The sequence below is a fragment of the Paenibacillus sp. 2KB_20 genome, assembly GCF_052115765.1.
Classification (GTDB): Bacteria; Bacillota; Bacilli; order Paenibacillales; family Paenibacillaceae; genus Paenibacillus_AQ.
Genome location: NZ_JBFRHH010000014.1, coordinates 77,452 through 101,491 on the forward strand (window position 1 = coordinate 77,452; position 24,040 = coordinate 101,491).

Annotated in this window: 16 protein-coding genes; 14 read left to right on the top strand and 2 right to left on the bottom strand. The window is 53.8% G+C overall.

Annotation, left to right across the window (positions count from 1 at the left end; translation table 11 throughout):
* The first annotated feature begins 5 nt into the window (after positions 1-5).
* Positions 6-2,042 carry a methyl-accepting chemotaxis protein gene (locus AB4124_RS28195; RefSeq protein WP_441974899.1) on the top strand — a complete coding sequence of 679 codons (2,037 nt, stop codon included), beginning with the start codon at positions 6-8 and terminating at the stop codon, positions 2,040-2,042.
* Positions 2,043-2,783: 741 nt separating this feature from the next.
* Here the strand turns inward: AB4124_RS28195 and AB4124_RS28200 are convergent.
* On the bottom strand, positions 2,784-4,925 hold the full coding sequence (locus AB4124_RS28200) for an alpha-amylase family glycosyl hydrolase (protein ID WP_441974900.1): 2,142 nt from the start codon (positions 4,923-4,925) through the stop codon (positions 2,784-2,786).
* Positions 4,926-5,361: 436 nt separating this feature from the next.
* On the opposite strand from AB4124_RS28200, the gene AB4124_RS28205 reads away from it, so the two are divergent.
* The 12 genes from AB4124_RS28205 (at position 5,362) to AB4124_RS28260 (ending at position 21,594) form a co-directional block, all read left to right on the top strand.
* Positions 5,362-6,507 (top strand): serine hydrolase domain-containing protein, encoded by a 1,146-nt coding sequence (locus tag AB4124_RS28205; protein WP_441974901.1) that lies wholly within the window; start codon positions 5,362-5,364, stop codon positions 6,505-6,507.
* 313 nt (positions 6,508-6,820) lie between these two features.
* Positions 6,821-7,777: a GNAT family N-acetyltransferase gene (locus AB4124_RS28210; protein WP_430108481.1), complete on the top strand. Its 957-nt coding sequence runs from the start codon at positions 6,821-6,823 to the stop codon at positions 7,775-7,777.
* A 39-nt stretch (positions 7,778-7,816) separates the two neighbouring features.
* Positions 7,817-8,524: a PIG-L deacetylase family protein gene (locus tag AB4124_RS28215; protein ID WP_441974902.1), complete on the top strand. Its 708-nt coding sequence runs from the start codon at positions 7,817-7,819 to the stop codon at positions 8,522-8,524.
* Between the two features lie 496 nt (positions 8,525-9,020).
* A complete protein-coding gene (locus AB4124_RS28220; RefSeq protein ID WP_076325589.1) occupies positions 9,021-9,635 on the top strand; it encodes an alpha/beta hydrolase in 615 nt (204 codons plus the stop codon).
* 139 nt (positions 9,636-9,774) lie between these two features.
* Positions 9,775-10,722, top strand: a complete 948-nt coding sequence (locus tag AB4124_RS28225) for a carbohydrate ABC transporter permease (RefSeq protein ID WP_441974903.1) — start codon at positions 9,775-9,777, stop codon at positions 10,720-10,722.
* An 18-nt stretch (positions 10,723-10,740) separates the two neighbouring features.
* A complete protein-coding gene (locus AB4124_RS28230; RefSeq protein ID WP_100540313.1) occupies positions 10,741-11,580 on the top strand; it encodes a carbohydrate ABC transporter permease in 840 nt (279 codons plus the stop codon).
* A 154-nt stretch (positions 11,581-11,734) separates the two neighbouring features.
* Positions 11,735-13,102 carry an ABC transporter substrate-binding protein gene (locus AB4124_RS28235; RefSeq protein WP_076325586.1) on the top strand — a complete coding sequence of 456 codons (1,368 nt, stop codon included), beginning with the start codon at positions 11,735-11,737 and terminating at the stop codon, positions 13,100-13,102.
* Positions 13,103-13,200: 98 nt separating this feature from the next.
* Positions 13,201-15,012, top strand: a complete 1,812-nt coding sequence (locus tag AB4124_RS28240; protein ID WP_441974904.1) for a cache domain-containing sensor histidine kinase — start codon at positions 13,201-13,203, stop codon at positions 15,010-15,012.
* On the top strand, positions 15,005-16,627 hold the full coding sequence (locus AB4124_RS28245) for a response regulator transcription factor (protein WP_441974905.1): 1,623 nt from the start codon (positions 15,005-15,007) through the stop codon (positions 16,625-16,627). The genes AB4124_RS28240 and AB4124_RS28245 overlap by 8 nt, the downstream gene beginning before the upstream one ends.
* A gap of 50 nt (positions 16,628-16,677) precedes the next feature.
* Positions 16,678-18,504, top strand: a complete 1,827-nt coding sequence (locus AB4124_RS28250; RefSeq protein WP_441974906.1) for a hypothetical protein — start codon at positions 16,678-16,680, stop codon at positions 18,502-18,504.
* Between the two features lie 18 nt (positions 18,505-18,522).
* Positions 18,523-19,659 (top strand): glycoside hydrolase family 88 protein, encoded by a 1,137-nt coding sequence (locus tag AB4124_RS28255; protein WP_441974907.1) that lies wholly within the window; start codon positions 18,523-18,525, stop codon positions 19,657-19,659.
* 48 nt (positions 19,660-19,707) lie between these two features.
* Entirely contained in the window at positions 19,708-21,594 is a 1,887-nt protein-coding gene (locus tag AB4124_RS28260) for a DUF2264 domain-containing protein (RefSeq protein ID WP_441974908.1), read from the top strand.
* A 147-nt stretch (positions 21,595-21,741) separates the two neighbouring features.
* Here AB4124_RS28260 and AB4124_RS28265 read toward each other — a convergent pair whose 3' ends face one another.
* A complete protein-coding gene (locus AB4124_RS28265; protein ID WP_441974909.1) occupies positions 21,742-22,449 on the bottom strand; it encodes a hypothetical protein in 708 nt (235 codons plus the stop codon).
* A 290-nt stretch (positions 22,450-22,739) separates the two neighbouring features.
* On the opposite strand from AB4124_RS28265, the gene ilvA reads away from it, so the two are divergent.
* Positions 22,740-24,005 (top strand): threonine ammonia-lyase IlvA, encoded by a 1,266-nt coding sequence (gene ilvA, locus AB4124_RS28270; RefSeq protein WP_076325579.1) that lies wholly within the window; start codon positions 22,740-22,742, stop codon positions 24,003-24,005.
* Positions 24,006-24,040: the final 35 nt, after the last annotated feature.

Here is a 24,040-nt window from a genome sequence, read left to right on the forward strand (position 1 = left end):
TACATATGAACATGATGAGACGTTTTCAATTCAAAGCAGTTGGGATGAAGCTGTTTGTTATCTTTTTTACCACGATCGTGCTGTTATCTTCGGCGTTGGGGTTATTATCGTATTTCATCTCCAAGGACACGGTAATGGATCAGGTGTCAGAAGCGACTTCGGGGCAGATGATGCAGGCGGCGGACAAGCTGGATTTTCTGCTGGCCCAATATGAAGCCGCTTCCCGGCAATGGGCGCTGGATACGGTGCTTCGCGAGGACCTCGTTACGGTGAGTAGTGCGGGTATCGGCATTCGGGACAAAAAGCAGGCCGAGAACCGAATCCGTGAGAAATTGAACGGGATGGCATCTTCCGATAAACGTCTGCAGGGCATGCGTCTGGTTGCGCCCAATCTTCAAGCTCAAAGCTCTTATAACTCAACAGGCTTATCGGGAATGTCATCCGCGGATGGCGTGAAGGCGAAGATGGACCGGATTATACGGGCCGATGGTGAACCGGTATGGTTCCCTACTGAGGTTCAAGGTTTTATGGAGAACGAGAAAACCGCCACCATGTCGATGGGGAGATTGCTGAAAAACCTGAAGAATCCGAATGCGCAGTATATCCTGCTGATCGATATCAAGAACGAGGCGGTCGGAGAGGTGCTGACCAATCTAAAAATAGGGAACAATGGCCGGATGCGAATTGTTGCCGAGGATAACCGGATCGTACACGACATGGACACGGCCCAGCTGATGCAGCCGTCCACCATTACGGTCCCTCAAGATGCCGAGGAAGCAGGGATTTATTACACCGCCGATGAGCAGATGGTAGTGTATACGCCACTGAAGACGGCTCCTTGGCATATGGTTGGATTTGCTCCCGTTAGCGATTTCGTGCAAGCCACAGACAAACTATTGTTTGTAACGCTTGCGGTCATTGTGGCCGCGGTGCTGGTCGCTATATTAATAGGCTATTATATGATGCGTTCCATTGGCCGCCCGCTGAATCAGATGTGCCGTCTGATGGAAGAGGGTGAGCAGGGGAACCTGAGGGTTCGAACCGAGTTCCAGCGTGCGGATGAAATTGGTCGTCTCGGTCACAGCTTCAACCGGATGATGGGGCAAATCGCGGCTTTGGTCGATCAGACGAATGCTTCCGCGAAGGAAGTGCTGGCTACGGCGGAGGAATTGGCGGAAGCATCGAAGGGAACCTCGCTGACGGCTGGTGAAATTGCATCGGCTATGGAGCAGATTGCACAGGGAAGCGCAAGCTTGGCGATGGAAGCCGAACGGGAGAATCAGCTGGCTGAGAACATTGGCGTCCAGATGAGCAAGGTTTCGGATTCGAATCAAGTGATGGAGGCATCGGCCGATCGCGTGCTTCTGGTGACGGGAGAGGGCGCACGGCATATGGACAATCTGGTGGAGAAATCCACGCGGATTAATCAGGTGAACCGGGCCATCGTCCAGAATGCGGAGAAGCTGAAGGAGAACACCGCGTCGATTCACAAAATATTGGAGCTGATGTCGGAGATCACGCATCAAACCAACGTGCTGTCCATTAATGCGACGATTGAAGCAGCCCGTGCTGGAGCAGCAGGCAGCAGCTTCATGGTCGTAGCCAATGAAGTGCGGAGCTTGGCGGATCGTTCCAAAGAATCGATCCAGACCGTAGGCGCGATGATCAAGGATATCCGCTCTGAAGTACAAGGCTCCGTGGATGCCTTGACGTTGGCATCGCCGCTCTTTGACGAGCAGCTGGATTCGGTGCAGGAAGCCCAGGGCGTATTTGATCATGTTCGCCACGAGATGGATGCTCTTCTGGCCGAGATCCGCGAATCGACCCGTTCGGTCGAGGTACTGATCGGTTCCCAGCTTACCCTGACCGACTCGATCTCGGAGGCGAGCTCGATCGTGCAAGAGACCAGCGCCGCCACGGAGGAGGTCGCTTCGATGTCATCCGAGCAGTTCAAGGTGAGTGAGAAGCTGGTTGTCCTGTCTTCACGCTTGGAGGAGCTGTCGGAGGGTTTGCGCAAGTCTTTGGTGATGTTTAGGACGTAAATGGTTACTATTACTACACGAAGATGTGATGGCTTATGCAGCACTCCGCATGCGGATCATGCTTCCGATCCCTGTTACCCCCGGATTTCTATTGGAATAATATTCATGGTTGAAATCCGGGGATAAAGGGGACCACTTCGTTTCTCCACCATGATTCCGCCTGCTCCGTTGAAGCTTGTGGGGGATCGATTCGTCCTCTTTCGCTACTGCGTGCAATGCACACAACCACTTACGCTAAGGTGTGGGGATGGAAAAAAGCCGATGAAGATGTTCCCCTTCATCGGCTTTTTGTTGGTGGGAGTGCTGCTCGGGAGTGCTGGGATTGAGCGCGAGACCGTTGAACTACCTCGTACGCTTGTTGAGTTACTACCTGCTGAGCACGCTCTCCCTTTGGGAATCGCTTCATGTAGCACGGGGAACGTTGGGGTACTTCGTGCGTAACGGGCTATTGCCTGCTAGATTATGAACTGCATGAATAAAACCAGCTCTGGGAATCGTCCCGGAGCTGGTTTTATTTAGGGGCCACTCCTTCGCATAAAATAGGGGCGGTTCTGCTGGCCGGAGCGGTGAAGGAATGATACATTCCTGCGGGCTTACGGCTGCCAATTCACATTAATGGTGGCCGTGCCTCACTGGAGCGGTGAAGGAATAGTACGTTCTTACGGGCTTACGGCTGCCAATTCACATTAATGGTGGCCGTGCCTCACTGGAGCGGTGAAGGAATAGTACGTTCTTACGGGCTTACGGCTGCCAGTTCACGTTAATGGTGGCTGTGCCGCTCGTTGGAGCGGTGAAGGTATGGTTTGTTCCGCCTTCCCACGTTACCGTCGAGCCTTGTTTTTTCAGAAATTTGAATTCGATGGTTCTACCGGCCGGTACGCTGACGTCGTAGTACCAGGTTGGGTATTGGTAGATGACCTGGTTGTACAATGGCCCGACAGCTTTGGCAGGGTCCCAATTGCCGAGCTCGCTTACGCTGCCTGCCAGGTACACGTTTTGTCCAAGTGCGGTGGTGGCATTGTTTACCACAAACCGGACGCTGACTTGATCCCCGGTCAGCACTTCGAAGTTGTCGTGCACATTGCTTGAAGTGCCAGCGCTATTGGCGACTTTGATGTTATATACGCCACCGGCAACCGTAGGGATTTTCACTTTGATCTGCGTGTCCTCCCATGCTGTAACGTTAGCAACCGTTACGGCCGTTGAGCCGAAGTATACCGCGCCTTTGGTTGCGCCGAAGCCGCGGCCGTCAATGGTGACGGTTGCGCCCGGTTTGGCCATCATCGGGCCTACGTGCCCGATCGTTGGCGAAGTCACGGCCGTGGTATATTGCCATACGGCCGTACCGCCGGCAGCCAGCGTAAAGTTGGAAGCTGCTCCGCCTGTGCCAACGGTCAAGCTGTTGCCGTTTAGAAGTCCGCCCAGCACGTCGGTATAGCTGCCGGCAGGCAATGAAGTCGCCAATCCCGTAATGGAAACCGGTGTGTTCACGTTGCGGTTGACAGCGATAAGCGCCACGTTGTTGCCGAATTTGCGTTCATAGATCAGGACATCATTGTTGATCCAGCGCTCCTGCGTCGTTCCATAGGCGATGGCCGGATTGGACTTGCGCAATGGGGCCAGTTTTTTAATTACTTGGTAAGCTGTAGTCGTCGTAGAGAAAGAAGGAATCCGTGCCCGGTTGTCTGGGTCGTTGCCACCGGACATGTATTGTTCGGTTCCGTAATAGATGGCTGGCACCCCGCGCGAGGTGAGCGTGAAGGCCAAGGCCTGTTCCAGCTTGCGGCGGTTGTCGCTGCTGTTGTGGAACCGCTCCATATCATGGTTATCGATGAACGTGACCTGATCCTCCACTTGGGCATAATCGGTGGCCGAGCCCTCCAGCATGGACTTTAGACCGTACATATTGTCGGTGTTGTCTCTGAATACCTGGCGTACCTTTTGTGCGAAACGGAAGTCCAGCAGGCTCATGCCGGATTCGTTGGCGAACTTATGATTCTCGGCACTCACTTCGTTCACGCCGAGGAACCATTCGCCGAAGGTGAAGACAGGCTTGTAGTTGTTGACGGTAGCCATGAAACTCTTCTGCCAGCCAAACGGCATATGTTTCACCGCGTCCATTCGAATGCCGTCAATGCCCAGATCGAGCCACATTTTGATGGCATCTTTCAGGTAGGTATCCACGGTGCTGTTGTTGTGGTTCAGGTCAGCAAGGTCATACAGGTTTTTGTAAATCCCGTTCTCTGTCGTTGAGAAATCGGTGCCTCCGTTATGATGGAACAAATTCTGCGTATCGTTCGTGTATCCGCCGAGCAGGGTGCCGTTGTTGTACAGCTTGCCGTTCTCCGCGAACGACGGCTGGTCCGAGGAAGCGGGAGAGGTGTGGTTCGGTGCGAAGTCGATGATGACTTTAATATTCTTGGCATGAGCAGCAGCGATGAGATTCTGGAAATCGGCGATCGTGCCGTAAGCCGGATTCGTTTTCTTGAAGTCTCTGGCCCAATAGCCATGATAAGCGGTGTTGTTCACGCCGGAATAGTTGATGACGCTGTAGATGTTCTCGACAGGCTGGGAGATCCAGATGGCGGTAACGCCCATGCCGGTCAGGTAGCCGTCATTGATTTTGTTAGTGATCCCTTGCCAGTCACCGCCGCAGTACAGCCTCAGATTGGTACAGGTACCGTCAAAGGCAGTTCCGGTTGGGTTGTTAGCAGCATTGCCGTCGGAGAAACGGTCCGTAAAGATTTGATAAATGACATCCGTGCTGAAATTTTGCTTGTTGGATACCGAGGTATCCGGGGCTGCATGGGCTGGGCCAAGCAAGCTCAGGACCAGGGACAAGCTAAGGGCAAGAGCAGCTGTCAGTTTGTAAAACTTTTTCATCGTAATTCCTCCTATGTAGTTGATAAAGAGAAGGTTGGTTTTATTAGCTTATCGGCTACTTGTGCATCACCTCCCATACAAAATCGGGCAACAAAAAACCCCGGAATCTCCTGTAGAGAAACCGGGGTTGTTCCATACCGGGTGTGCGGTTACGGAATGCATGGCCCTTAAATTATGCGAGTGTTTGATTTCAACAATATTGTAAATGAAAGCGAATTCAAGTGTCAATACGTAATATCCAAATAAAAGGGAAATTCATGTCGGGCGTGGTGAAATTAAATTTTATAATAAACGATTTTTATTGAAACAAAATTTTATGGGTCATATAATAGGTTTAGGAAACGTTTACATTTTTCGAAGAAGCTGTTGATGAAGATGGCATGTTGGTTTTTCAGTTGATCCGACACAAGGACTTGATGTAAGGGAGGGAATAACAATGGAGCATCATGCGGAGGCTGGTGCAGAGCAGCTTGGATTGGGAATCAAGGGAGTGAAGTCGGCTTGCGCCGCCATTGAACGCGAGATTGCCGCAGGTACGACACCGGGAGCCGTACTGGGTGTTATGCATGAAGGCAAGCAGTGGTCCTATAGTGCCGGATATGCCAACCCCAAGCCGAGGCAGGGCCAGCCTGTTCCGGCCAGCAAGGATACGTTATACGATTGTGCGTCCTTAACGAAGGTGGTGGTTACGCTCCCGTTGATTCTGCAATTGATTGATGAGGGAGTCTTGACCCTAAGCACCAAAGTGAGTGACATTCTGCCTTCATTCGGAACGGCAGGAAAAGAAGAGATTACGGTAGGCCAGCTGCTGACGCATACTTCCGGGCTCCAGGCGGATATGAACCTGCACTCGCAGGGCTGGGATAGGGAGCGGATGTGGGATGTCGTTCTTACCGCGCCGCTCGCGACTAAGCCGGGTACCGAAGTGATTTACAGCGATTTGGGATATTTGGCGCTTGGTCGCATCATTGAACGGTCGCTGGAGCTGCCTTTGGACCAAGCGTTTAAGCGATGGGTCTCGGATCCGCTGGGCATGCGTCATGCCACACTGACTCCTTCGCCAGAAGAGGCCAGCCGCTATGCCGCAACGGAGTATGAGAATACCATCCAGGATCATTTATGCGGGATCGTGCACGATGAGAAGGCACGGGCCTTGGGTGGTGTATGCGGTCATGCCGGCTTGTTTGCCACCGCAGGAGATCTGCTGCACTATGCCCGAATGTGGCTGGCACAAGGGCCGATCCCGACAACTGCGAGTCAAGAGGTGAAGGGCGGCGACTCCCGCATCTTATCTCGGGCTGCGGCCATTGCGGCCACTCGTACCCATACGGGACATATTCATGGCTCCAACCGTGGTCTGGGGTGGGTACTGAAAGGGGATGAGATGGATGCTTCCGGTGATTGGATGGGTCCTGGCTGTTACGGACATACCGGCTTTACCGGAACCAGCATGTGGATCGATCCCGAGTTAGATCTTGCGGTCGTTCTGCTGACAAACCGCGTATACGGGGGGCGGGGCAGCAGCGTGGCTCAGCTGCGAGCCCAGGTTCATAACGCTTTAACAGGAGCCGTGGCATGGTAAGACGAGGCTCCGGCATAGGGCGACAGCCATCCAAGCATGCCCCTGGACAACGCACCGTGTGCAGGGAGCAGTGCGCACGATGTATAAAATAGCGGTTTTCGTTTCGGCAGCAACGCGGGAGCGATATAACGCCGGATGGACTTAAGGAATGGCCAATTGAGCCGGTACATTTAGGGGAGCTCGTACATTGATGTCCCGTATAGCCATATGGAAGTCTTCCTTAATTAAGATCAACCGGTTGCATTCCGTTCGCGGCAATTGAAGCGAATCCAAGCGAATCCTATGAATTACGATTATAAGGAGGGAATACGTAATGACGAGTGTAACCTACAGACCTTACCGGCCTGGAGACGAAGACGCTATCACTACTCTGTGGAATGCCTGCTTACCGGGAGATCTCATGACTCGGCTTCGCTTTCGGAATTTGGTGCTGCTCGATCCGAATTTTGATCCGCAAGGACTGCGGATTGCGGAGCAGGAGGGCCGCATGGTTGGCGTCCTGTATGCGGTACGCCGGAGGCTGCCGATGATCGGAACCGAACTGGAGCTGGATCACGGCTGGATTACCTTCTTCTATACCGATCCATCGGTTCGAAGACAGGGGGTGGCATCGCGGCTGCTGCAGGACGGCGAAGACTATCTTCGCGATCATGGACGCAGCAAAGTCTTTTTCTCCTCGTATGCCCCGAATTATATCGTTCCGGGAATCGATGGCGAGCGCTATCCAGAGGGCTTGGCGTGGCTTGCGGCAAGCGGCTTTACCCGCAATTACACGGCGGTTGCGATGGATCGCTCCCTGGTCGATTTTCATATGCCGCCGGAGGTTGTGGAGCTAAAGCGGCAGCGAGAGCAAGAAGGCTTCACTTTCATGCTGGCTCAGGACAGCGATCTGGTGGAACTGATCGATTTTGCGACGGACGTGTTTAACCCGGATTGGGGCCGGGCGATTCGTGAGGGACTGCTCCAGCGATTAAGAACGGATCAAATCCTGATCGCGCGCGATCAAGGAAAGCTGGTGGGATTCTGCCTGCATAACGGATATGAGGGCGTAGCTGAACGATTCGGTCCGTTTGGCGTGGATCCGTCGATGCAAGGGAAGGGACTCGGAAAAATCCTCTTGTATGACTGCCTTGCTCTTATGCGTGCTCAAGGACTGCACGGTGCCTGGTTCCTCTGGACGGGCGAGCAGAGTCCCGCAGGCCATCTGTACCGCAAAGCCGGCTTCGACGTGACGCGCCGGTTCGATATTATGAGCAAGCCGCTTCAATAGATAGCCTCGACTACATGGATATATAAAGGAGAGATTACATTGACGGAAGCAAAACAGCATCACATTTTGGCGATTGGCGGGCATGCGGGCGATATGGATCTTACGGCAGGAGCCGTGATCGCCAAATACACGCAGGCTGGCCACAAAGCGACGTTTCTTCATCTAACGCCAGGTGAGAAGGGACACCCCCGTCTGACGCCGGAGGAGTACGCAAAGCAGAAGATTGACGAAGCTCACAAGTTTGCCGATATCGTTGGCGCGGATGTCCGGTTCCTTGCTTACAAGGATGCCGAGCTGCCACTCGATGAGGAAGTGAAATATCAGGTAGCGGACGTCATACGGGAAGTGAAACCCGATATCATCATCACGCATTGGAAGGAGAGCATCCATAAGGATCACTCCAATACCCATTACATCGTGGAGGACGCCCGCTTCTACGCGGGGCTCAAGACGATTGAACGCGAGCTTCCGGCCCATTATGCCCAGCATTTATACTATGCGGACAATTGGGAGGACCCGTATGATTTTCACCCCGAGGTGTTTATCGATATTCCGGACGAAGCCTATGAAACGTGGGTAAGAGCTATGAACGTATATGCTTATGCACGCGGGGAAACCTATGGCTTCCCGTTCATCGAATATTACAAAGCGCTCACGATTGTGAGGGGAGCTCCGGTGAACTTCAAACGTGCTCAAGCCTTCGCTGTTCCGAGAGGCGCGTTGACCAAACGGTTACAATTTTTCTGAATATATGGTTTTTAATCCAATTAACTGGAATAATCGCTAACAATATCACAAAAAAATTGTGAGAAATACCAAAACATCCACTGACATTATACATAACTTTTGATATAATGAGTGATGTTACGGGGGAACACGTACGGAATCATATAGAGAATACAAACAGGAGAGGAAGTCTTCCATATGGAGGCTTCCTCTCTTTTCGTTTCGTCCAATGGTTGTGGAAAATGGCCACATAGCGTTTCCGATTGCAGTTCTGATCGGGTTGCGGAAGGGTGGCTGGCTGTTGCATTTTTTAAAATCCATGGTATTATGTATTTAAAGAATCTTAAATTAAAGATATCAAGGCAAAATTTTAGGGTAGCCTAAGATGTGATTGCGGCCTAGTTTATGATGTGATTTTCAGGGCAGTTTTAGTCCTATCGGGGTATTCCAGGGCATTCTACATTCATGTTGTAAAACGGAATCTAACCATATAAGAAATCGAAAGGAGACAATGCAAATGGAACATACGCATATTTATCGCCAGGGTACTTCTCCCGAGGCACCAACCTTACTATTGCTGCACGGTACGGGGGGGAACGAGGAGGATTTGCTGCCGCTGGCCGAGATGATCTCGCCAACGTCGAATGTGCTCGGCGTCCGCGGGAACGTGCTGGAGAACGGCATGCCGAGATTTTTCCGGCGTCTGGCCGAAGGCGTGTTTGATCTAGAGGATCTCGTGAAACGCACGCACGATCTGAATGAATTTCTGAACTGGGCAGCCGCCGAGTACGATTTTGACCGCAGCCGCATCGTGGCAGTCGGGTATTCAAACGGCGCCAATATTGCCGCCAGCTTGCTGTTCCACGAAGGGGACGCGCTGCAAGGGGCCATTCTCCACCATCCGATGGTTCCGCTGCGGGATAAAACCTTGCCGGATTTGACCGGCGTTCCGGTCTTCATCGCGGCCGGCCGGCGCGATCCGATGTGCACGCCGCAGGAGAGCGAGGATCTGAACGAACTATTGAGCGGGGCAGGCGCGGACGTGAAGCTGCATTGGGAGAACGGGGGACATCAGCTCAGCCGTGCTGAGGTCGGGATGGCCGCTGCCTGGTTTAAGGAGAAGTTCCTGTAATACAGGGCATGCCAAGTTCCATGATGCTTTCCTATCTAATCAAGTAAAAATGAAAGCGAATATGATCAAAATACCGTCAATACGTTGGCGGTATTTTTTTTATACTTAACCCATCGAATAAGAATCGAGGGGGTCCGACATGGCACAGACAATGGAGACGATGAAGAAGCCTGGCTCCCAGCCGACGCGGGAGGACAAGTCCAGGGGATCCTTGCAGCGGGGAGAGAACCTATGGGGGATCGCATTTGTAAGCCCGATGCTGATCGGCGTTATCATTTTGGTGCTGTTTCCGATATTGGCAACGCTTGTGCTGGGGTTTGCCGATTGGAATTTCGTGCAGGGCTGGGACGGCATCCGGTGGGTCGGGTTTCAAAATTTCCGCCAGCTGCTGGAGGATGACATGTTTATCAAATCGGTTCGCAACAACATCTTGTTTCTGTTGACGGTACCGATCTATATGATGATCTCGATGGCGCTGGCCATTTTGATCGACCGGTTCGTATATATGAAGGGCTATTTTAAAGTGGCTTACTTCATGCCCTACATATCCAACATCGTGGCGGTTGCCGTCGTATGGCAGGTGCTGTTCCAGCCGTCCTACGGGCCGATCAACGAAATACTCCGGACGCTCGGGATGTCCAATCCGCCCAAATGGATTGCCGATCCGAATTTCGCACTGATTTCCATTATGCTGATTTCGATCTGGATTTCCATTGGCTTCAATCTAATTATCTATATCGCTGGTCTGCAAGCCATACCGAAGGATCTGTACGAAGCGGCCGACATCGATGGAGCGAACGGCTGGACCAAGTTCAGGCGTATTACGCTGCCGCTGTTGTCGCCAACATCTTTTTTCCTGCTGGTAACGGGGATCATCTCCACATTCAAGGTGTTTGAAATTATTGCCGTCATGACCCAAGGCGGGCCAATTGGCTCCACCACGATGATGGTCTGGTACTTATATGATACAGCCTTCATTAATCTGAAGGTAGGTTATGCATCGTCCATTGCCGCGGTTTTGTTTGGTTTTGTCATGCTGATTACGCTGGGGCAGTGGGCCGCTCAGAAGAAGTGGGTCAACTACTAGGAGGGAGGGCGTTGCTTTATGGGGACAAGAGTCGGCGTTGACTTGCGCAAGCTTATCGTCACGATCGTGATGTTCGTGGTGAGCATTCTGTTTCTCCTCCCTTTTATCTGGATGCTGGTTACATCCTTTAAGGTGGAGAGAGACGTATTCGTATATCCGATTCAGTGGATTCCGCGGGAGTGGAATGCGATTCAGAATTACAAGGAGGTATGGTTCGGCGATTATCCCTTCTATCTCTATTATTGGAACTCGATCAAGGTCAGCCTACTGACCACGATCATCTCGGCCATGGTATCCGCCCTGGCAGCCTACGGCTTCTCCAAAATCCGGTTTGCCGCCGGCAATTGGCTGTTCATCATCGTGCTGGTGACCTACATGATTCCGGGCCAGGCCATCCTGATCCCGCAGTTTATTCTCTACCGCAACATCGGGCTGTTCGACAACCATTTCGGCCTCATTATGCTGGGAAGCTTCAGCGTGCTGGGAACGTTCATGCTCAGGCAATTCTTCATGGGGGTGCATCAGGAATTCATCGAATCCGCCAAAATCGACGGCGCGAACCATCCGCGGATCTTCTGGTCGATTGCGCTGCCGCTGGTGAAACCCGCTGTGGCCACGTATGCGATCCTGCGGTTCATCTGGACGTGGAACGATTATCAGAATCCGCTCATCTTCCTGCGGACGGACCGGCTGTTCACGATTCCGCTGGCGATGCAGAAATTCACCTCCTTAAGCGGAGAATTCTATTCCCTGATCATGGCGGCTGCCGTGTCGGCGATATTCCCGCTGCTGATCGTTTTTATCATCGGCCAGAAGAGTGTCATCGAAGGCATTGCGCTGGGCGGAGTCAAGGGGTAGGAGCCTCGGGAGTGAACGGGGTAAAAATAGTTCCAACATCAGTAAAGATTGTTTTATGGTTGAGATGTAAGCGCTCTATATAATGTGGATAGTTACAGCTAGAATCGTCACGACCTTACATACCGATAGATATCAATGGGGAGGGTTACAGACAATGATGAACAAGAAATGGTGGTCAGGCGTTCTCACGGCCGCGATGGTGATCGGCTTGCTGTCCGGCTGCGGCGGAGCGAAAGAGGATGCGGCGCAAGAGGGTTCCGCGCAAGGGGGCAAGACCAATCTGAGGCTGTACACCTATGGCACGGAGGAAGCTTACAATTGGAAGAAAACGATCCAAGCTTATGAAGAGGCAACGCCGGGCGTGACCATTGAGCTGGTCCAGCTCAGCGAGAAGGGGGATACGCAGGAGGCGTTCAAGAAGCTTGACCTGGAGGCGGCATCCTCGGCCCAGATGGACATTCTGATGTTCAGCGATCCGGCGGGTTATGCGCAGCGGGTGGCGCTCGGCATGGCAGAGCCGCTGGATGACTTTATTGCGAAGGACGGGTACAGTGTGGAAACGGATTATAAAGTGGATACTCGCCTCGACGGCAAGGTCTACGCGCTGCCCGGCAAGTTTAACCCATGGTATGTGCTGCTGAACAAGGATCACTTGGAGGAAGCGGGACTGCCGGTTCCAACGGACTGGACCTGGGACGAATATGCAGATTATGCCAAGAAATTGACCCAGGGCGAAGGAGCGTCGAAGCGCTACGGGACGTATTTCCATGGTCCGCAAGGGGGCGGATGGCTGGAGTTTCTGAAGCTGATGATGGCCAATCAGCCTCAAGATACCGATTATTTGAAGGCCGACGGCTCTTCCAATCTGGATAACCCGACCTTCAGACAGACGCTGGAACTGCGTCTGCGAATGGAGAAGGAGGACCAATCCTCGGTGCCTTACACGGACATGATCTCCCAGAAGCTGAATTACCGGACGCAATTCTTCAATCAATCCGCAAGCATGATCACGATCGGCAGCTGGATGAACACGGAGATCGGCGGAACGGATAAAGTGCCGCTGGACTTTAATATCGCCGTAGCCCCATTCCCGAAAAACGAGGAAGGCGATCCGACAGGACTTACGCCGGTAACCACGGATTACGTGGCGGTGGCGGCCAAGTCGAAGCATAAGGAAGAGGCTTATAAATTCGTCCGCTGGTACACAACGGAAGGGCAAATCGTGCAGGGCAAGAATATTCCGGCCTGGCAGCAGGTGAAGACCGAGCAGGTGGAAGAGATCATAGACACCATTCTGTCGGGCACGAAAAGTCCGGAGAAGGTAGACAAAAAATCGCTCGTGGACACATTGGTTGCCTCGAAGGCCTCGGCCATCGTGCCGCCTGCGCCTTATCAGGCGGAAGTGTACGAGGCGGTGAACGAGGAATACGAGAAGCTGATCCTAGGCAATCAGGATATTGATCAGACCATCGCGAATTCGCAGGAGCGAGTGAACAAAATTATAGAATCCAACAAAAAATGATCTGGTATAATAGACAAAAAAATCGGGACGGAACTCTTCGTCCCTTTTTTTGAATTCGCGTACATCATTCCCGTCACGCCATACCCGAGGTGGATTCTATGCCCGCACGATTGAAGAGCCTGATCCCAAGCTCCATCAGGCATAAGCTGATTTTGGCTGCCGTCACCTGCATTGTGGTTCCTGCCATCGTCAGCTTGATTCTGTATAACTCGTTAACGAAGGAAGCCTTGAGGCAGCAGGCGGTATCCAATGCAAGCGATGCCCTTCAGCTGGTCCGCGGATCGGTGACGAATCTGCTCTTAAGCAAAATCAATATCGCCAACTACATTCAGATGAATTCCGGTTTGAATTCTTATTTCAAGCAGGTGGTCTCCGGCAACGAAGACCCGGATCCTTACCGCAGGTTCATGGAATCCAACCGGGTGCTGGAGCATCTGGACAGCTTGACGGTCGTCGGCGAGAAAAGTTATGTCACCGTCATTCTGGAGAACGGCTCCTATTACATGAATTATTCCGTAAGCGATTACAATCCGCTTGATTACAGGCAGCGCCCATGGTTCGGCCAGATTTCGGAGCTGCAAGGCTTGGAGTCCTTGTGGACGGAGCCGGAGGCCACGATGTTCCGCTCCGATCAAATCGATCATCCGACGCAATTATCGGTGGTGCGCACGCTCCGGCTGCCGGATTCCGAAATTTACGGCTACGTGATCGTGACCTTCATGGAAGATCAGATCAGCGGGATCTTCAACTCTCTTTCGGAAGGCAACGATATGGTGCTGCTGGATGCCAAGGGAACCGTCGTTTCCGGCAGTTATCAGAACCAGATCGGAACGACCTTTGCCTATCTCGATGACTTGGATCAAGAGAAGCCCTACTCAATCGTGCCGATGAATGGGGAGAAACAGCTGATGGTTCACCAGGACATCCCGTTTGCCGGGTGGCGGCTGGTGCTGATGCAGCCGTACAAGGATGCGATCGTCAATATCAACTCGATTTTCAACCGGGTGTTCTGGTTTCAGATGTGCTCCTTCCTGATCTTTCTGCTGCTGCTCATTGCGCTTGTCCGCGCGTTTACCCAGCCGTTAGTCAAACTCGGCAAAGTGGCGTCCTCCGTGCAGCGCGGAAACCTGGAAGTCAGGTCGAATGTTCATGGCAATGATGAGGTTGGACGACTGGGTCATTTATTCGACGACATGCTGGACCGGTTCAAAGCCATGATCTCGGAAATATCCGAGAACCAGGCGAGAAAACGAAAAGCGGAGCTCCGAATGCTCCAAGCCCAGATCCATCCTCATTTTCTGTTCAATGTCTTGAATTCGATCCGAATGAAGGTCATGAAACGGGGCGATCCCGAGAGCGCCAAGATGATCGGCTCCTTATCTGTACTGCTCCGCATGACGATCAGCCGCGAGGAGGACGAGATTGCGCTTCACGAAGAGATCGACCTGATCTCGCATTATATAGCCCTCATGAACCTTCGGCAGAAGGAGGAGGTCAGGCTGGAGCTGGATCTCGCGCCGGAGGCTTTCCTCTTCAAGGTGCCGCGCTTTTTTCTGCAGCCGATCGTGGAGAATGCGTTAATCCATGGGCTCAACCAGCAGGCAGGGACGATTCGGATTGCAGCCGCCATGAAGGGCAGGCATCTTGTGCTGGCGGTGAAGGACGACGGCATCGGTATGGACGCCGCCATTCGGGAGTCGATTGCCCGGAGAATCCAGGGCGGATCCGCCGGATCCTCGATGCAGGAGGAGGCAAGCGGAGGCAGTTTCTCCCATATCGGTCTGCAAAATGTGATGGAACGGATGAGCATTGTGTTCGGCGAGGCTTTTCAATGCCACGTCTACAGCGAGCCTGGCCAAGGAACGGTGATCGAAATGTTTATACCGGAAAGAGGGAATGCGGATGTATAACGTGATGCTGGTAGATGATGATTATCCCGTCATTGAGCTGTTGTCGGAGGCCATCTCGTGGCATGAGCTGGGCTTGAATCTGATGGGAAGCTATGAGAACGGAATGAGTGCCTGGGAGGAGGCAAGGTCTTCGCCTCCGGACATTCTGATTACGGATATCGGCATGCCCAAAATGAACGGGCTTGAGCTGTCCGCACGCATCAAAGAAGTGAAGGCCGATGTGCGGATCGCCATTCTGTCCTGCCATAACGAGTTCCAATACGCCCAGCAGGCCATGCGCCTGAACGTGCAGGATTATCTGCTGAAGGATACGCTCGACCCCGAGGAGCTGGCACAGCTGCTGAGGCGGTTCAAGCAGGCGATGGACGAGGAAGCCCAAAAGGGCTGGGAGCAGTCGCGGATGGTCCATCTGGTGGACGAATCCAAGGAGCTGCGGAAGGAGCAGAGCCTTAAAAATTTCATCCATCAGCCCTTGCTGTCCGCCGAAACATGGCGGCATGAGCTGTCGGAGTACGGAGTGCTGAAGCCGGGTTATCACTGCCTACCCGTGGTCGGCCATCTGGAGGATGTCCGGGAGATCAAGCACCGCTTCGCTTCCAACCAGACGCTGCATTTTGCCCTGGGCAATGTGCTGCGGGAGGTGCTGGATCAACTGAATCCGGATGCGGTGCATGTCCTATACGATGCAAAGTCTTCGCTGCTCCTGTTCGCGTATCGCCCCGGCTTGGGCAGCAACATATACGATGAGGCCGCAGCCTGCTTGAAGGAGGTGCAGCGGACGCTCGAGCGCGTGCTGCGAATTCGCATGTCGTTCCTGATCGGCCGGGGGTGCGCGGATCCCGAAGGCTTAAAGGCAGGGCTCAATGAACTGCTAGCCTGCCGGCATCAACGATTCTATCTGGAGCCGCAGGAGATATCCAAACTGAACGGAGCGCTTGAACAGAAAAGTCTGCATGGGAATCCCGATCTCTTCGTTTATTATGACCGGGCCAGTTCGGAGCTGCGGGAATCGCTGCTCGGAAAAGAGGGGTTATGCGGGGTGCGCGACACGGTCGATCGGTGGATCTCATGGATTCAGGAGAAGCGGTACGCACCAGAATCGGTCAAGGACTGGGTATTGAAGCTCCTGCTGGATCTGAAGCTGAGGCTTCATCTCCTGCATTCGCTGTCACCTGCGTATACGGCCGATGCGCTGCACAAAGAGATCATGGACATGGATTCCCTGAACGAGCTGAAATCCTGGCTTCACGATTATTTGGAATCCACCATGCAGGCTATGGACCGGGGATTCGGGGGCAGCAGACGATCGGAAGTGGCGGAGGCCTGCAAATACGTGTCCCTTCGGCTTGATCAGAGGATCACGCTGGATGACGTTGCGGGCTGCCTGCACCTGAATCCGAGCTATTTCAGCCGCATGTTCAAGAAAGAAACCGGCGTCACCTTCATCGAATACGTCACCCGCATGAAGATGGAGCGCGCCAAGGAGCTGCTGCGGCAGACGGACCGCACGGTCGGTGAAATCTGCGAAAGTCTGGCTTACGACAATGTGAGTTATTTCAGCAAAACATTCAAGGCGTATGCGGGGGTAACCCCCGTAGAGTTCCGGAACGGTTGAAAGGCGTCTCCAACAGGCGTTGAAACGGGAAGGAGGAGGGTCTTAGTCCGATGAACAGGATACAGGAGCTGACAACGATTGCAAACGGGATGGCTCCCGCCGATCTGCGGATGTATTACAAAGGTGGGGACCAGAGGTCCTTCTGGGAAGACATCGGGAGAAGCAAAGATTACGAGCAGGACATATCCGAGATTCGCGAGGAAGGGGAGCGGCTGCTGTCTGTCCCGAACCCGCCGCTGACGTATGACTTATTCACCCGGTTTTCCCGGCAGGGAACGAGGCTGGATTATGAAAAGGTTTATTTCGAGCGAAGGCGCCGGCTGAACACCTTTGCCCTGCTGACCCTTCTCGAGCCGGATAAAGAAGCGTACCGGATGGCTCTCCAGGAGATGATCTGGTCCATCTGCGATGAGTATACCTGGTGTTTACCGGCGCATGTGAACGCGGAATCGCCCGGCGGCATCAAGGGGACGATTGATCTGTTCAGCGCCGAGACCGGGTTTACCCTCAGCGAAATCCGCGTGCTGCTGCGGGACCATCTGCCTTCGCTGCTGATCTCAAGAATCGGGGAAGAGGTTGAAGCGCGGTTGTTCATTCCTTTTCTAAGCCACGAGCACGGCTGGGAGACGGCGACGCATAATTGGTCTGCCGTCTGTGCCGGTTCCATCGGCTCTGCCGCGCTGCTGCTTATGGAAAGCGGGGAATCTCTTGCGAAGGTTCTGCTGAAGACGGAGTGGTGCATGGACTATTACCTGCACGGCTTTGGCCCCGATGGAGCCTGTCTGGAAGGGCTGGGATATTGGAATTACGGGTTCGGGTATTTCGTGTATTATGCCGATTTGCTTCGCAAGCGCAGCAAAGGTGCGATGGACTGGTTCCGTACAGAGAAGGTCGGCCGCATCGCATTGTTTCAGCAGCAGGGCTTTATGGGAGGAAAGGCCGTCGTCAACTTCTCCGATTCGCAGCCGGAAAGCACGGTGCATATCGGTTTGTCTCATTATTTGGCCGGACTGTACGAAGATTTCGAGTCTCCGCCGCAGTCTCTCCGGTCGGGTTACCGCGACGATCATTGCAGCCGCTGGGCTCCGGCATTGCGCAACCTGATCTGGCGGGACCCACTGAAGCCGGGAAGCGATTGGGAAGAGGCCAGTTATTACTTGCCCGATGCCCAGTGGCTGATCTCCCGCGGCTCATATGGAGACCAAGTATATGCGTTTGCCGCCAAGGGTGGTAGCAATGACGAACCGCACAACCATAATGATCTCGGGCATTTTATCCTGTACGGCGCCGGGGAAGTATGGTGCTCGGACCTCGGCTGCGGCGAGTATACGGTGGAATATTTCGGCGAAGGACGATATGGCTACGACTGCAACGGTTCCCAAGGCCACTCCGTGCCGATCATCGACGGCCATTATCAGCAAGAGGGCCCGGATAGCGCCGCGGTTGTATTGCAAGCGTTGACGGGTGAAGCCGTAGATCGGCTGCGGCTTGAACTGACCTCGGCCTACCGCGTTCCTGCGCTTCGGGCATTCACGAGGATGCTGGAGTGGAACAAGGAGGGGAATCGGCCGGAACTGACGCTGAGCGACCGCTTCACGTTCGATTCGCCCCCAGGCAGCTTGGTGGAGCGGATCGTGACGATGGTACAGCCCGAGCTGAAGTTGCTTGATGGCCGGTGGGTTGTCGCGTTAAGGAGAGCGGGAACTCATGAGCCCGGCCTGCTGGTCCACTACGACAGCGAGCTTGTCGAGCCTGAGCTGACAAGGCATGTCTACCGTGATCACTTTGGCCAGGAAGCGGCTTGGTATGCCATGGATTTCAAAGTGAAGGCCCCTGGCTTGCATGCGAATATTGACTTCAAATTTCAATTCATATGAACAGAGGAGTGGAGAGGAATGAAAACGGAGATCGCTTTGGATTGGTTGACGGAGGCCTGGGAGAAATCGCTTGCGAAGACGCAGCGGAACGTAACGCGGATTGGGGCGGGATTTCCGCATGCCAGCCAGAATGGAGTCTACCAGCTGGAGCCGCCGCATTGGTGGACGGCCGGCTTCTGGCCGGGGATGCTGTGGCTTCTGTACAATGACAGCGGCCTGGCTGAGTTTAGAACCACCGCCGAGCAGTGCGAGCTCATTCTGGATGACGTGCTGAACCAATATGTGCGCCTGGATCACGATCTCGGCTTCATGTGGACGCTGACGAGCATGGCCTCCTACAAGCTGACCGGCAACGAAGAGTCCAAGGTTCGGGTACTGAAGGCGGCAAATTACCTGGCGGCACGCTTCAACCTGAAGGGTCAATATATTCGAGCCTGGAATCCGTGGTCGGAAGGGGAGGATAACGCGGGGCTCGCCATCATCGATTGCGCCATGAATACGCCCCTATTGTTTCTGGCGTCGCATATCAGCGGCGATCCCCGCTACCGGCATATTGCCGAAGCGCATATGGAAACGGTGGTCCGGGACTTCGTCCGGCCGGATGGCTCCGTCTATCATATCGTTCGATACGATCCGGTAACCGGTGAACGCCTGGAAGGGATCGGCGGGCAGGGTTTTGCGCCGGAATCCGCCTGGTCCAGGGGAACGGCGTGGGCGATCTACGGCTTGACGCTTGCCTACCATCATACGGGCAAGTCGATATATCTCGACACGGCCAAGACGGTTGTGCATTTCTTCCTGGCAAACCTGCCGGCAGACCATGTGCCGTTCTGGGATTTCCGCGCGCCGGATGAAGCCCGCATATACCGGGATTCTTCCGCTGGTGCCTGCGCCGCAAGCGGGCTGCTGCTGCTGGCCGACAAGGTGGAGCCGGGACAGGCGGCCGTATATCGGACATCCGCGGTCCGGATTCTGGAATCGCTGTACCGGAATTACGGCACATGGGACAACGATGGGGAGGAAGGCTTGATTCTTCACGGGACCAGCCACTATCCGGAGGGCAAGAATATCGACGTGCCCCTGATTTACGGCGACTTTTTCTTTGTGGAGGGACTGGCGCGGCTGAGAGGGAAGGGGCCGTTTTACTGGGAATAACGGAGATTGAATAAAAGAGGCATTCCGGAAATGGAGTGAGCATTTAAGATGAGTATACAGGTTACTGGGAATCCCGAGGGCGGCTTGATCCATCCGGTTGCCCGGAATCCGCTACGAACAAGAGAGGATGTGCAGGAAGCACTCACCCAACTGCTCGAGCCTCTGAAAAAATATTACAGCGAGGGCCGCGCACGATTAATTCTCGACCGTTTGGGCGTCGACGCCTATGCCGATATTGCGGAGATGGAGGGCTTCTCGCGCGTGCTGTGGGGACTCGTTCCCGCCGTTGCCGGAGGCTCCCATGGCGATCTGTGGGAGCTGTCTCTGCAAGGGATACGTTCAGGGACCGATCCGGAACATGCGGAGTATTGGGGTAAGGTGAAAGACTATGATCAACGGCTGGTGGAGATGGCGGTATTCGGATTGGCCTTTGCCCTGATTCCGGATCGCATCTGGCAGCCGCTGAGCGAGATAGAGAAGTCTAATCTCTATCAGTGGCTCGATCAGATCAACCATCACCCTTGCCATGATTGCAATTGGCTGTTCTTCCATGTCCTTGTCAATGTCGGTTTCCTCAAGGCGGGATTGCCGTACGATGCCGGGCAGCTGGAGAAAAATCTCCAACGAATTGAGGAGTTCTATCTGGATGCAGGCTGGTATAGCGACGGAATCGGGGGGCACAGCGATTACTACGTGCCATATGCTTTTCATTTCTGCGGCCTGATCTATGCGCAGCTGATGGGAGAGGAGGACCCCGAACGCGCTGGTCGCTACAGGGAGCGGGCGGCGTTGTTTGCACGAGACTTCGTCCACTGGTTTGCCCCCGACGGGGCAGCCGTTCCTTACGGGCGCAGTTTGACGTACCGCTTTGCCCAGTCGGCCTTCTGGTCGGCTGCGGCTTATGCCGGACTGGAAGGGTTTAGTCCGGGCCAGCTGAAGGGGCTGGTCCTACGAAATCTCAGATGGTGGTTTCGACAGCCTATTTTTGACCGGGACGGCGTGCTAACGGTGGGGTACGCTTATCCAAACCGAATCATGTCGGAAAACTATAACGCGGCCGGCTCCGTGTACTGGTCGTTAAAGACGTTTCTGATCCTTGCTTTGCCGGAGGAGCATCCGTTCTGGACGGCCGAGGAGCAGGAACTGGCGGAGACGGGAAGTATTTCGGTCCAGGAGCCTGCACATCTGGTCCTCTGCCGTGACGAGCAGACCGATCATGTGGCCGCCTTCAATACGGGCCATCCGTCTACCAACGAGCATACGCATACTTCTGCCAAGTACGAGAAGTTTGTATACTCTACCGCCTTTGCGTTCAGCGTGCCGAGAGCGGAATGGGGGCTGGCCCAGGGAGCTTTTGATTCCATGCTGGCCCTTAGCGAGGGCGATCGACTGTTCCGGGTCAAACGCTTATGCGAGGAGACGCGGATACAGGAGCATGTGCTGTATGCACAATGGAAGCCATGGAGGGATGTGGAGGTACGAACATGGCTAGCGGCGGGACTGCCTTGGCATACTCGCATCCATCGGATCAGCACGGGAAGGAGTCTCGATGCTGCGGAAGGCGGGTTTGCGTTGGGCTTAGGTTTCCTGCATAGCTCCCGAGCGGGAGATGGAGCAGCTTCGGCTTCCGGCACTTTCGGCACCAGCGCCATCTATGGCATGCTCGGTTACGATACGGCAGAGCTCATCTATCCCCATGCCAATACCAATCTTCTGCGTCCCTGCACCGTCATTCCTACGTTAAGGGCGGCGCTCGAACCCGGAACCCATTGGCTCATATCGGCCGTGCATGGCACCCCCAGCGCTCCCGGCACTCCCGCCATTGAGGAGCCTTCCATGGAAGACGTGAAAGAGGGGCTGGGCGTCGAGATCTTGCAGCGTCAGATTACAATCACCACTCAGACGGGGAAAGTCATCGTGATTCCGATGGACTAACAAGCAGATGGTCTCACCCTAACAGGTATGAAGCAGTGGTTTGTCAGAGCTAATATAGATCATACAGATAGACAGGCGAAAGCCGGGGGTCATTAACCCCCGGCTTTCAATATCATGGCCTTCGCCCGCGCGAATCATCGCAAGGACTTATTTTGTCAAATAGGAACTGGTCAGAGGAACAAACAGGGAAGTGCCCGGACCTTCATCAACGATCTCCACAAAAATAAAATCGGCAGCCGATACATCGACGTCTACGCCGACCAGGCCATCGTCAGCAGCCAGGGACACCTTTTTGAGCGTAGAGTTGTTGTGGTCCATAATGACGATTTCTTGCGCACCGCCAGTCACGGCCAGCTCAAGATGCAGTTTGGCATATTTTTTACCCGTCATGATCTGGAAGCTGTTGCCTTGTTTGGCCGAATCGGTATGTAAATAAACGTCTTTATAATCCTTGCCTTTGTAGACCGTATCGCTGGAATCTTTGGTGTGCCAGGCTGATGTCCCCAATACGGAGGCTCCGAGCGAGCTTAATGATAATGGACTGGAGGTTTCGGATGGGGATCCCTGATTGCCGCCAATCAGTACTGAAGAAGTTGCGCTGTCATAACGAATGTCGATGTCCATCAGATCGCCTACAGCTCGCACAGGCAAGTACGTCGTGCCGTTGTAGGTGATCGGCAGCACGGTTTTGCCGTTTGCGTCTTTCGGCGTTACCACCGTACCGTTTAACTTCAGGGAGATCTTGCTGTTCAAATAGGCTTTGATTGGCTCCAAAGCTGACGACGCCATAGCGCCTGTACCGATCCCCAGCGTGAGCGTACCCGCCAATAACCCATACAATACTTTCTTCTTCATTAAAACCCCTCCTATAATTTAGGTTAATTTTCATGCTTTATAGTAGTAAAGTGTTAGAAGGAAGTCAACCCTTTTTAAAGGGATAGGTCCGATCCTTCGTAGCCATATGGGTGACGAAGGAGCGTCCCGTCCGGGTTATGCTTGTTGTGAAAATGGACTCTTTTACGAAAGCTTGCCAGAAAAGGGCGAGATATTTTCATGAAAAGTGATACAATGATAGAAATACGTAAATAAGGGTAGCGGAAGGATCAACGTTTACCTGGCAGCGAAGTGGGAGTGTGATCGAGAGAATGGAAGAGACGTATACGGCAAAACGGGCAGTCAGCATGGAGGACATCGTACGCGCACACCACGTGCTTCGTGAAGTGATCGTGCGGACACCGCTGCAGCGGGACGCTGTGCTATCGGCAAAGTATGACTGCGAAGTGTATTTGAAACGCGAGGACTTGCAGGTGGTTCGCTCCTTCAAGATCCGTGGCGCTTACAATATGATTCGCAGCTTGTCGGATGAGGAACGGGGCAACGGAATTGTGTGCGCCAGTGCGGGAAACCATGCGCAAGGGGTAGCTTTCTCCTGTAATGCGCTGAATATTAAAGGCAAGATTTATATGCCGAGTACGACCCCGAATCAGAAGGTGAAGCAGGTGAAGCGTTTTGGCGGGGGCAGTGTTGAGGTCATTCTGATAGGGGATACCTTTGACGATGCTTATGCTGAAGCGATCAAGGCCTGCGATGAGTATGGCATGACCTTTATTCACCCGTTTGATGAAGCGAAGATTATCGCGGGCAATGGCACGATCGGGATGGAGGTCATGGAGGAGCTGGACGCACCGGATTATATGTTTGTTACTATTGGCGGTGGGGGTCTTGCCGCAGGCGTGGCAACGTATGTCAAAACCGTCAGCCCAGCGACGCAAGTCATTGGCGTTGAACCGCTTGGGGCCGCATCCATGATCGAATCCAAGAAGCAGGGCGAGGTCGTCACGATGCATGAGATCGACAAATTCGTGGATGGCGCCGCCGTGAAGCGTGTCGGACAGCTGACTTATGATATATGTTGCGAGTTGGTCGATGACATCGTGACGGTTCCGGAAGGAAAAGCCTGCACCACCATTCTGGAACTGTATAACGAGAATGCGATCGTTGTCGAGCCTGCCGGGTCGCTGGCCGTGGCTGCGCTGGATATGAACCGGGACCGGATTCGCGGAAAAACGGTGGTATGCATCATCAGCGGCGGCAATAACGATATCGACCGGATGCAGGAAATCAAGGAGCGCTCCTTAATATATGAAGGGCTGAAGCATTACTTCATGATTAACTTCCCGCAGCGTGCGGGAGCACTCCGTGAGTTTCTGGAAGAAGTGCTAGGTCCAGACGACGATATCGCACGCTTTGAATACACGAAGAAGCATAACAAGGAAGACGGACCTGCCCTGGTGGGCATCGAGCTGTTAAGGCCCGAGGATTACGGTCCGCTGGTAGAGCGGATGCAGCGCAAGGGTCTGGATTATACGGAGCTTAACAAGAACATGAACCTGTTCAATCTGCTGATTTAAGAGGTACAGGCCACGATAAATAGGCACAGACCACG

What these genes read in the sequence shown, in the direction of transcription:
- AB4124_RS28195 (WP_441974899.1), top strand. Translation starts at nt 6, where the DNA reads ATGAACATGATGAGACGTTTTCAATTCAAAGCAGTTGGGATGAAGCTG.
- AB4124_RS28200 (WP_441974900.1), bottom strand. Translation starts at nt 4,925, where the DNA reads ATGAAAAAGTTTTACAAACTGACAGCTGCTCTTGCCCTTAGCTTGTCC.
- AB4124_RS28205 (WP_441974901.1), top strand. Translation starts at nt 5,362, where the DNA reads ATGGAGCATCATGCGGAGGCTGGTGCAGAGCAGCTTGGATTGGGAATC.
- AB4124_RS28210 (WP_430108481.1), top strand. Translation starts at nt 6,821, where the DNA reads ATGACGAGTGTAACCTACAGACCTTACCGGCCTGGAGACGAAGACGCT.
- AB4124_RS28220 (WP_076325589.1), top strand. Translation starts at nt 9,021, where the DNA reads ATGGAACATACGCATATTTATCGCCAGGGTACTTCTCCCGAGGCACCA.
- AB4124_RS28225 (WP_441974903.1), top strand. Translation starts at nt 9,775, where the DNA reads ATGGCACAGACAATGGAGACGATGAAGAAGCCTGGCTCCCAGCCGACG.
- AB4124_RS28230 (WP_100540313.1), top strand. Translation starts at nt 10,741, where the DNA reads ATGGGGACAAGAGTCGGCGTTGACTTGCGCAAGCTTATCGTCACGATC.
- AB4124_RS28235 (WP_076325586.1), top strand. Translation starts at nt 11,735, where the DNA reads ATGATGAACAAGAAATGGTGGTCAGGCGTTCTCACGGCCGCGATGGTG.
- AB4124_RS28240 (WP_441974904.1), top strand. Translation starts at nt 13,201, where the DNA reads ATGCCCGCACGATTGAAGAGCCTGATCCCAAGCTCCATCAGGCATAAG.
- AB4124_RS28245 (WP_441974905.1), top strand. Translation starts at nt 15,005, where the DNA reads ATGTATAACGTGATGCTGGTAGATGATGATTATCCCGTCATTGAGCTG.
- AB4124_RS28250 (WP_441974906.1), top strand. Translation starts at nt 16,678, where the DNA reads ATGAACAGGATACAGGAGCTGACAACGATTGCAAACGGGATGGCTCCC.
- AB4124_RS28255 (WP_441974907.1), top strand. Translation starts at nt 18,523, where the DNA reads ATGAAAACGGAGATCGCTTTGGATTGGTTGACGGAGGCCTGGGAGAAA.
- AB4124_RS28260 (WP_441974908.1), top strand. Translation starts at nt 19,708, where the DNA reads ATGAGTATACAGGTTACTGGGAATCCCGAGGGCGGCTTGATCCATCCG.
- AB4124_RS28265 (WP_441974909.1), bottom strand. Translation starts at nt 22,449, where the DNA reads ATGAAGAAGAAAGTATTGTATGGGTTATTGGCGGGTACGCTCACGCTG.
- ilvA (WP_076325579.1), top strand. Translation starts at nt 22,740, where the DNA reads ATGGAAGAGACGTATACGGCAAAACGGGCAGTCAGCATGGAGGACATC.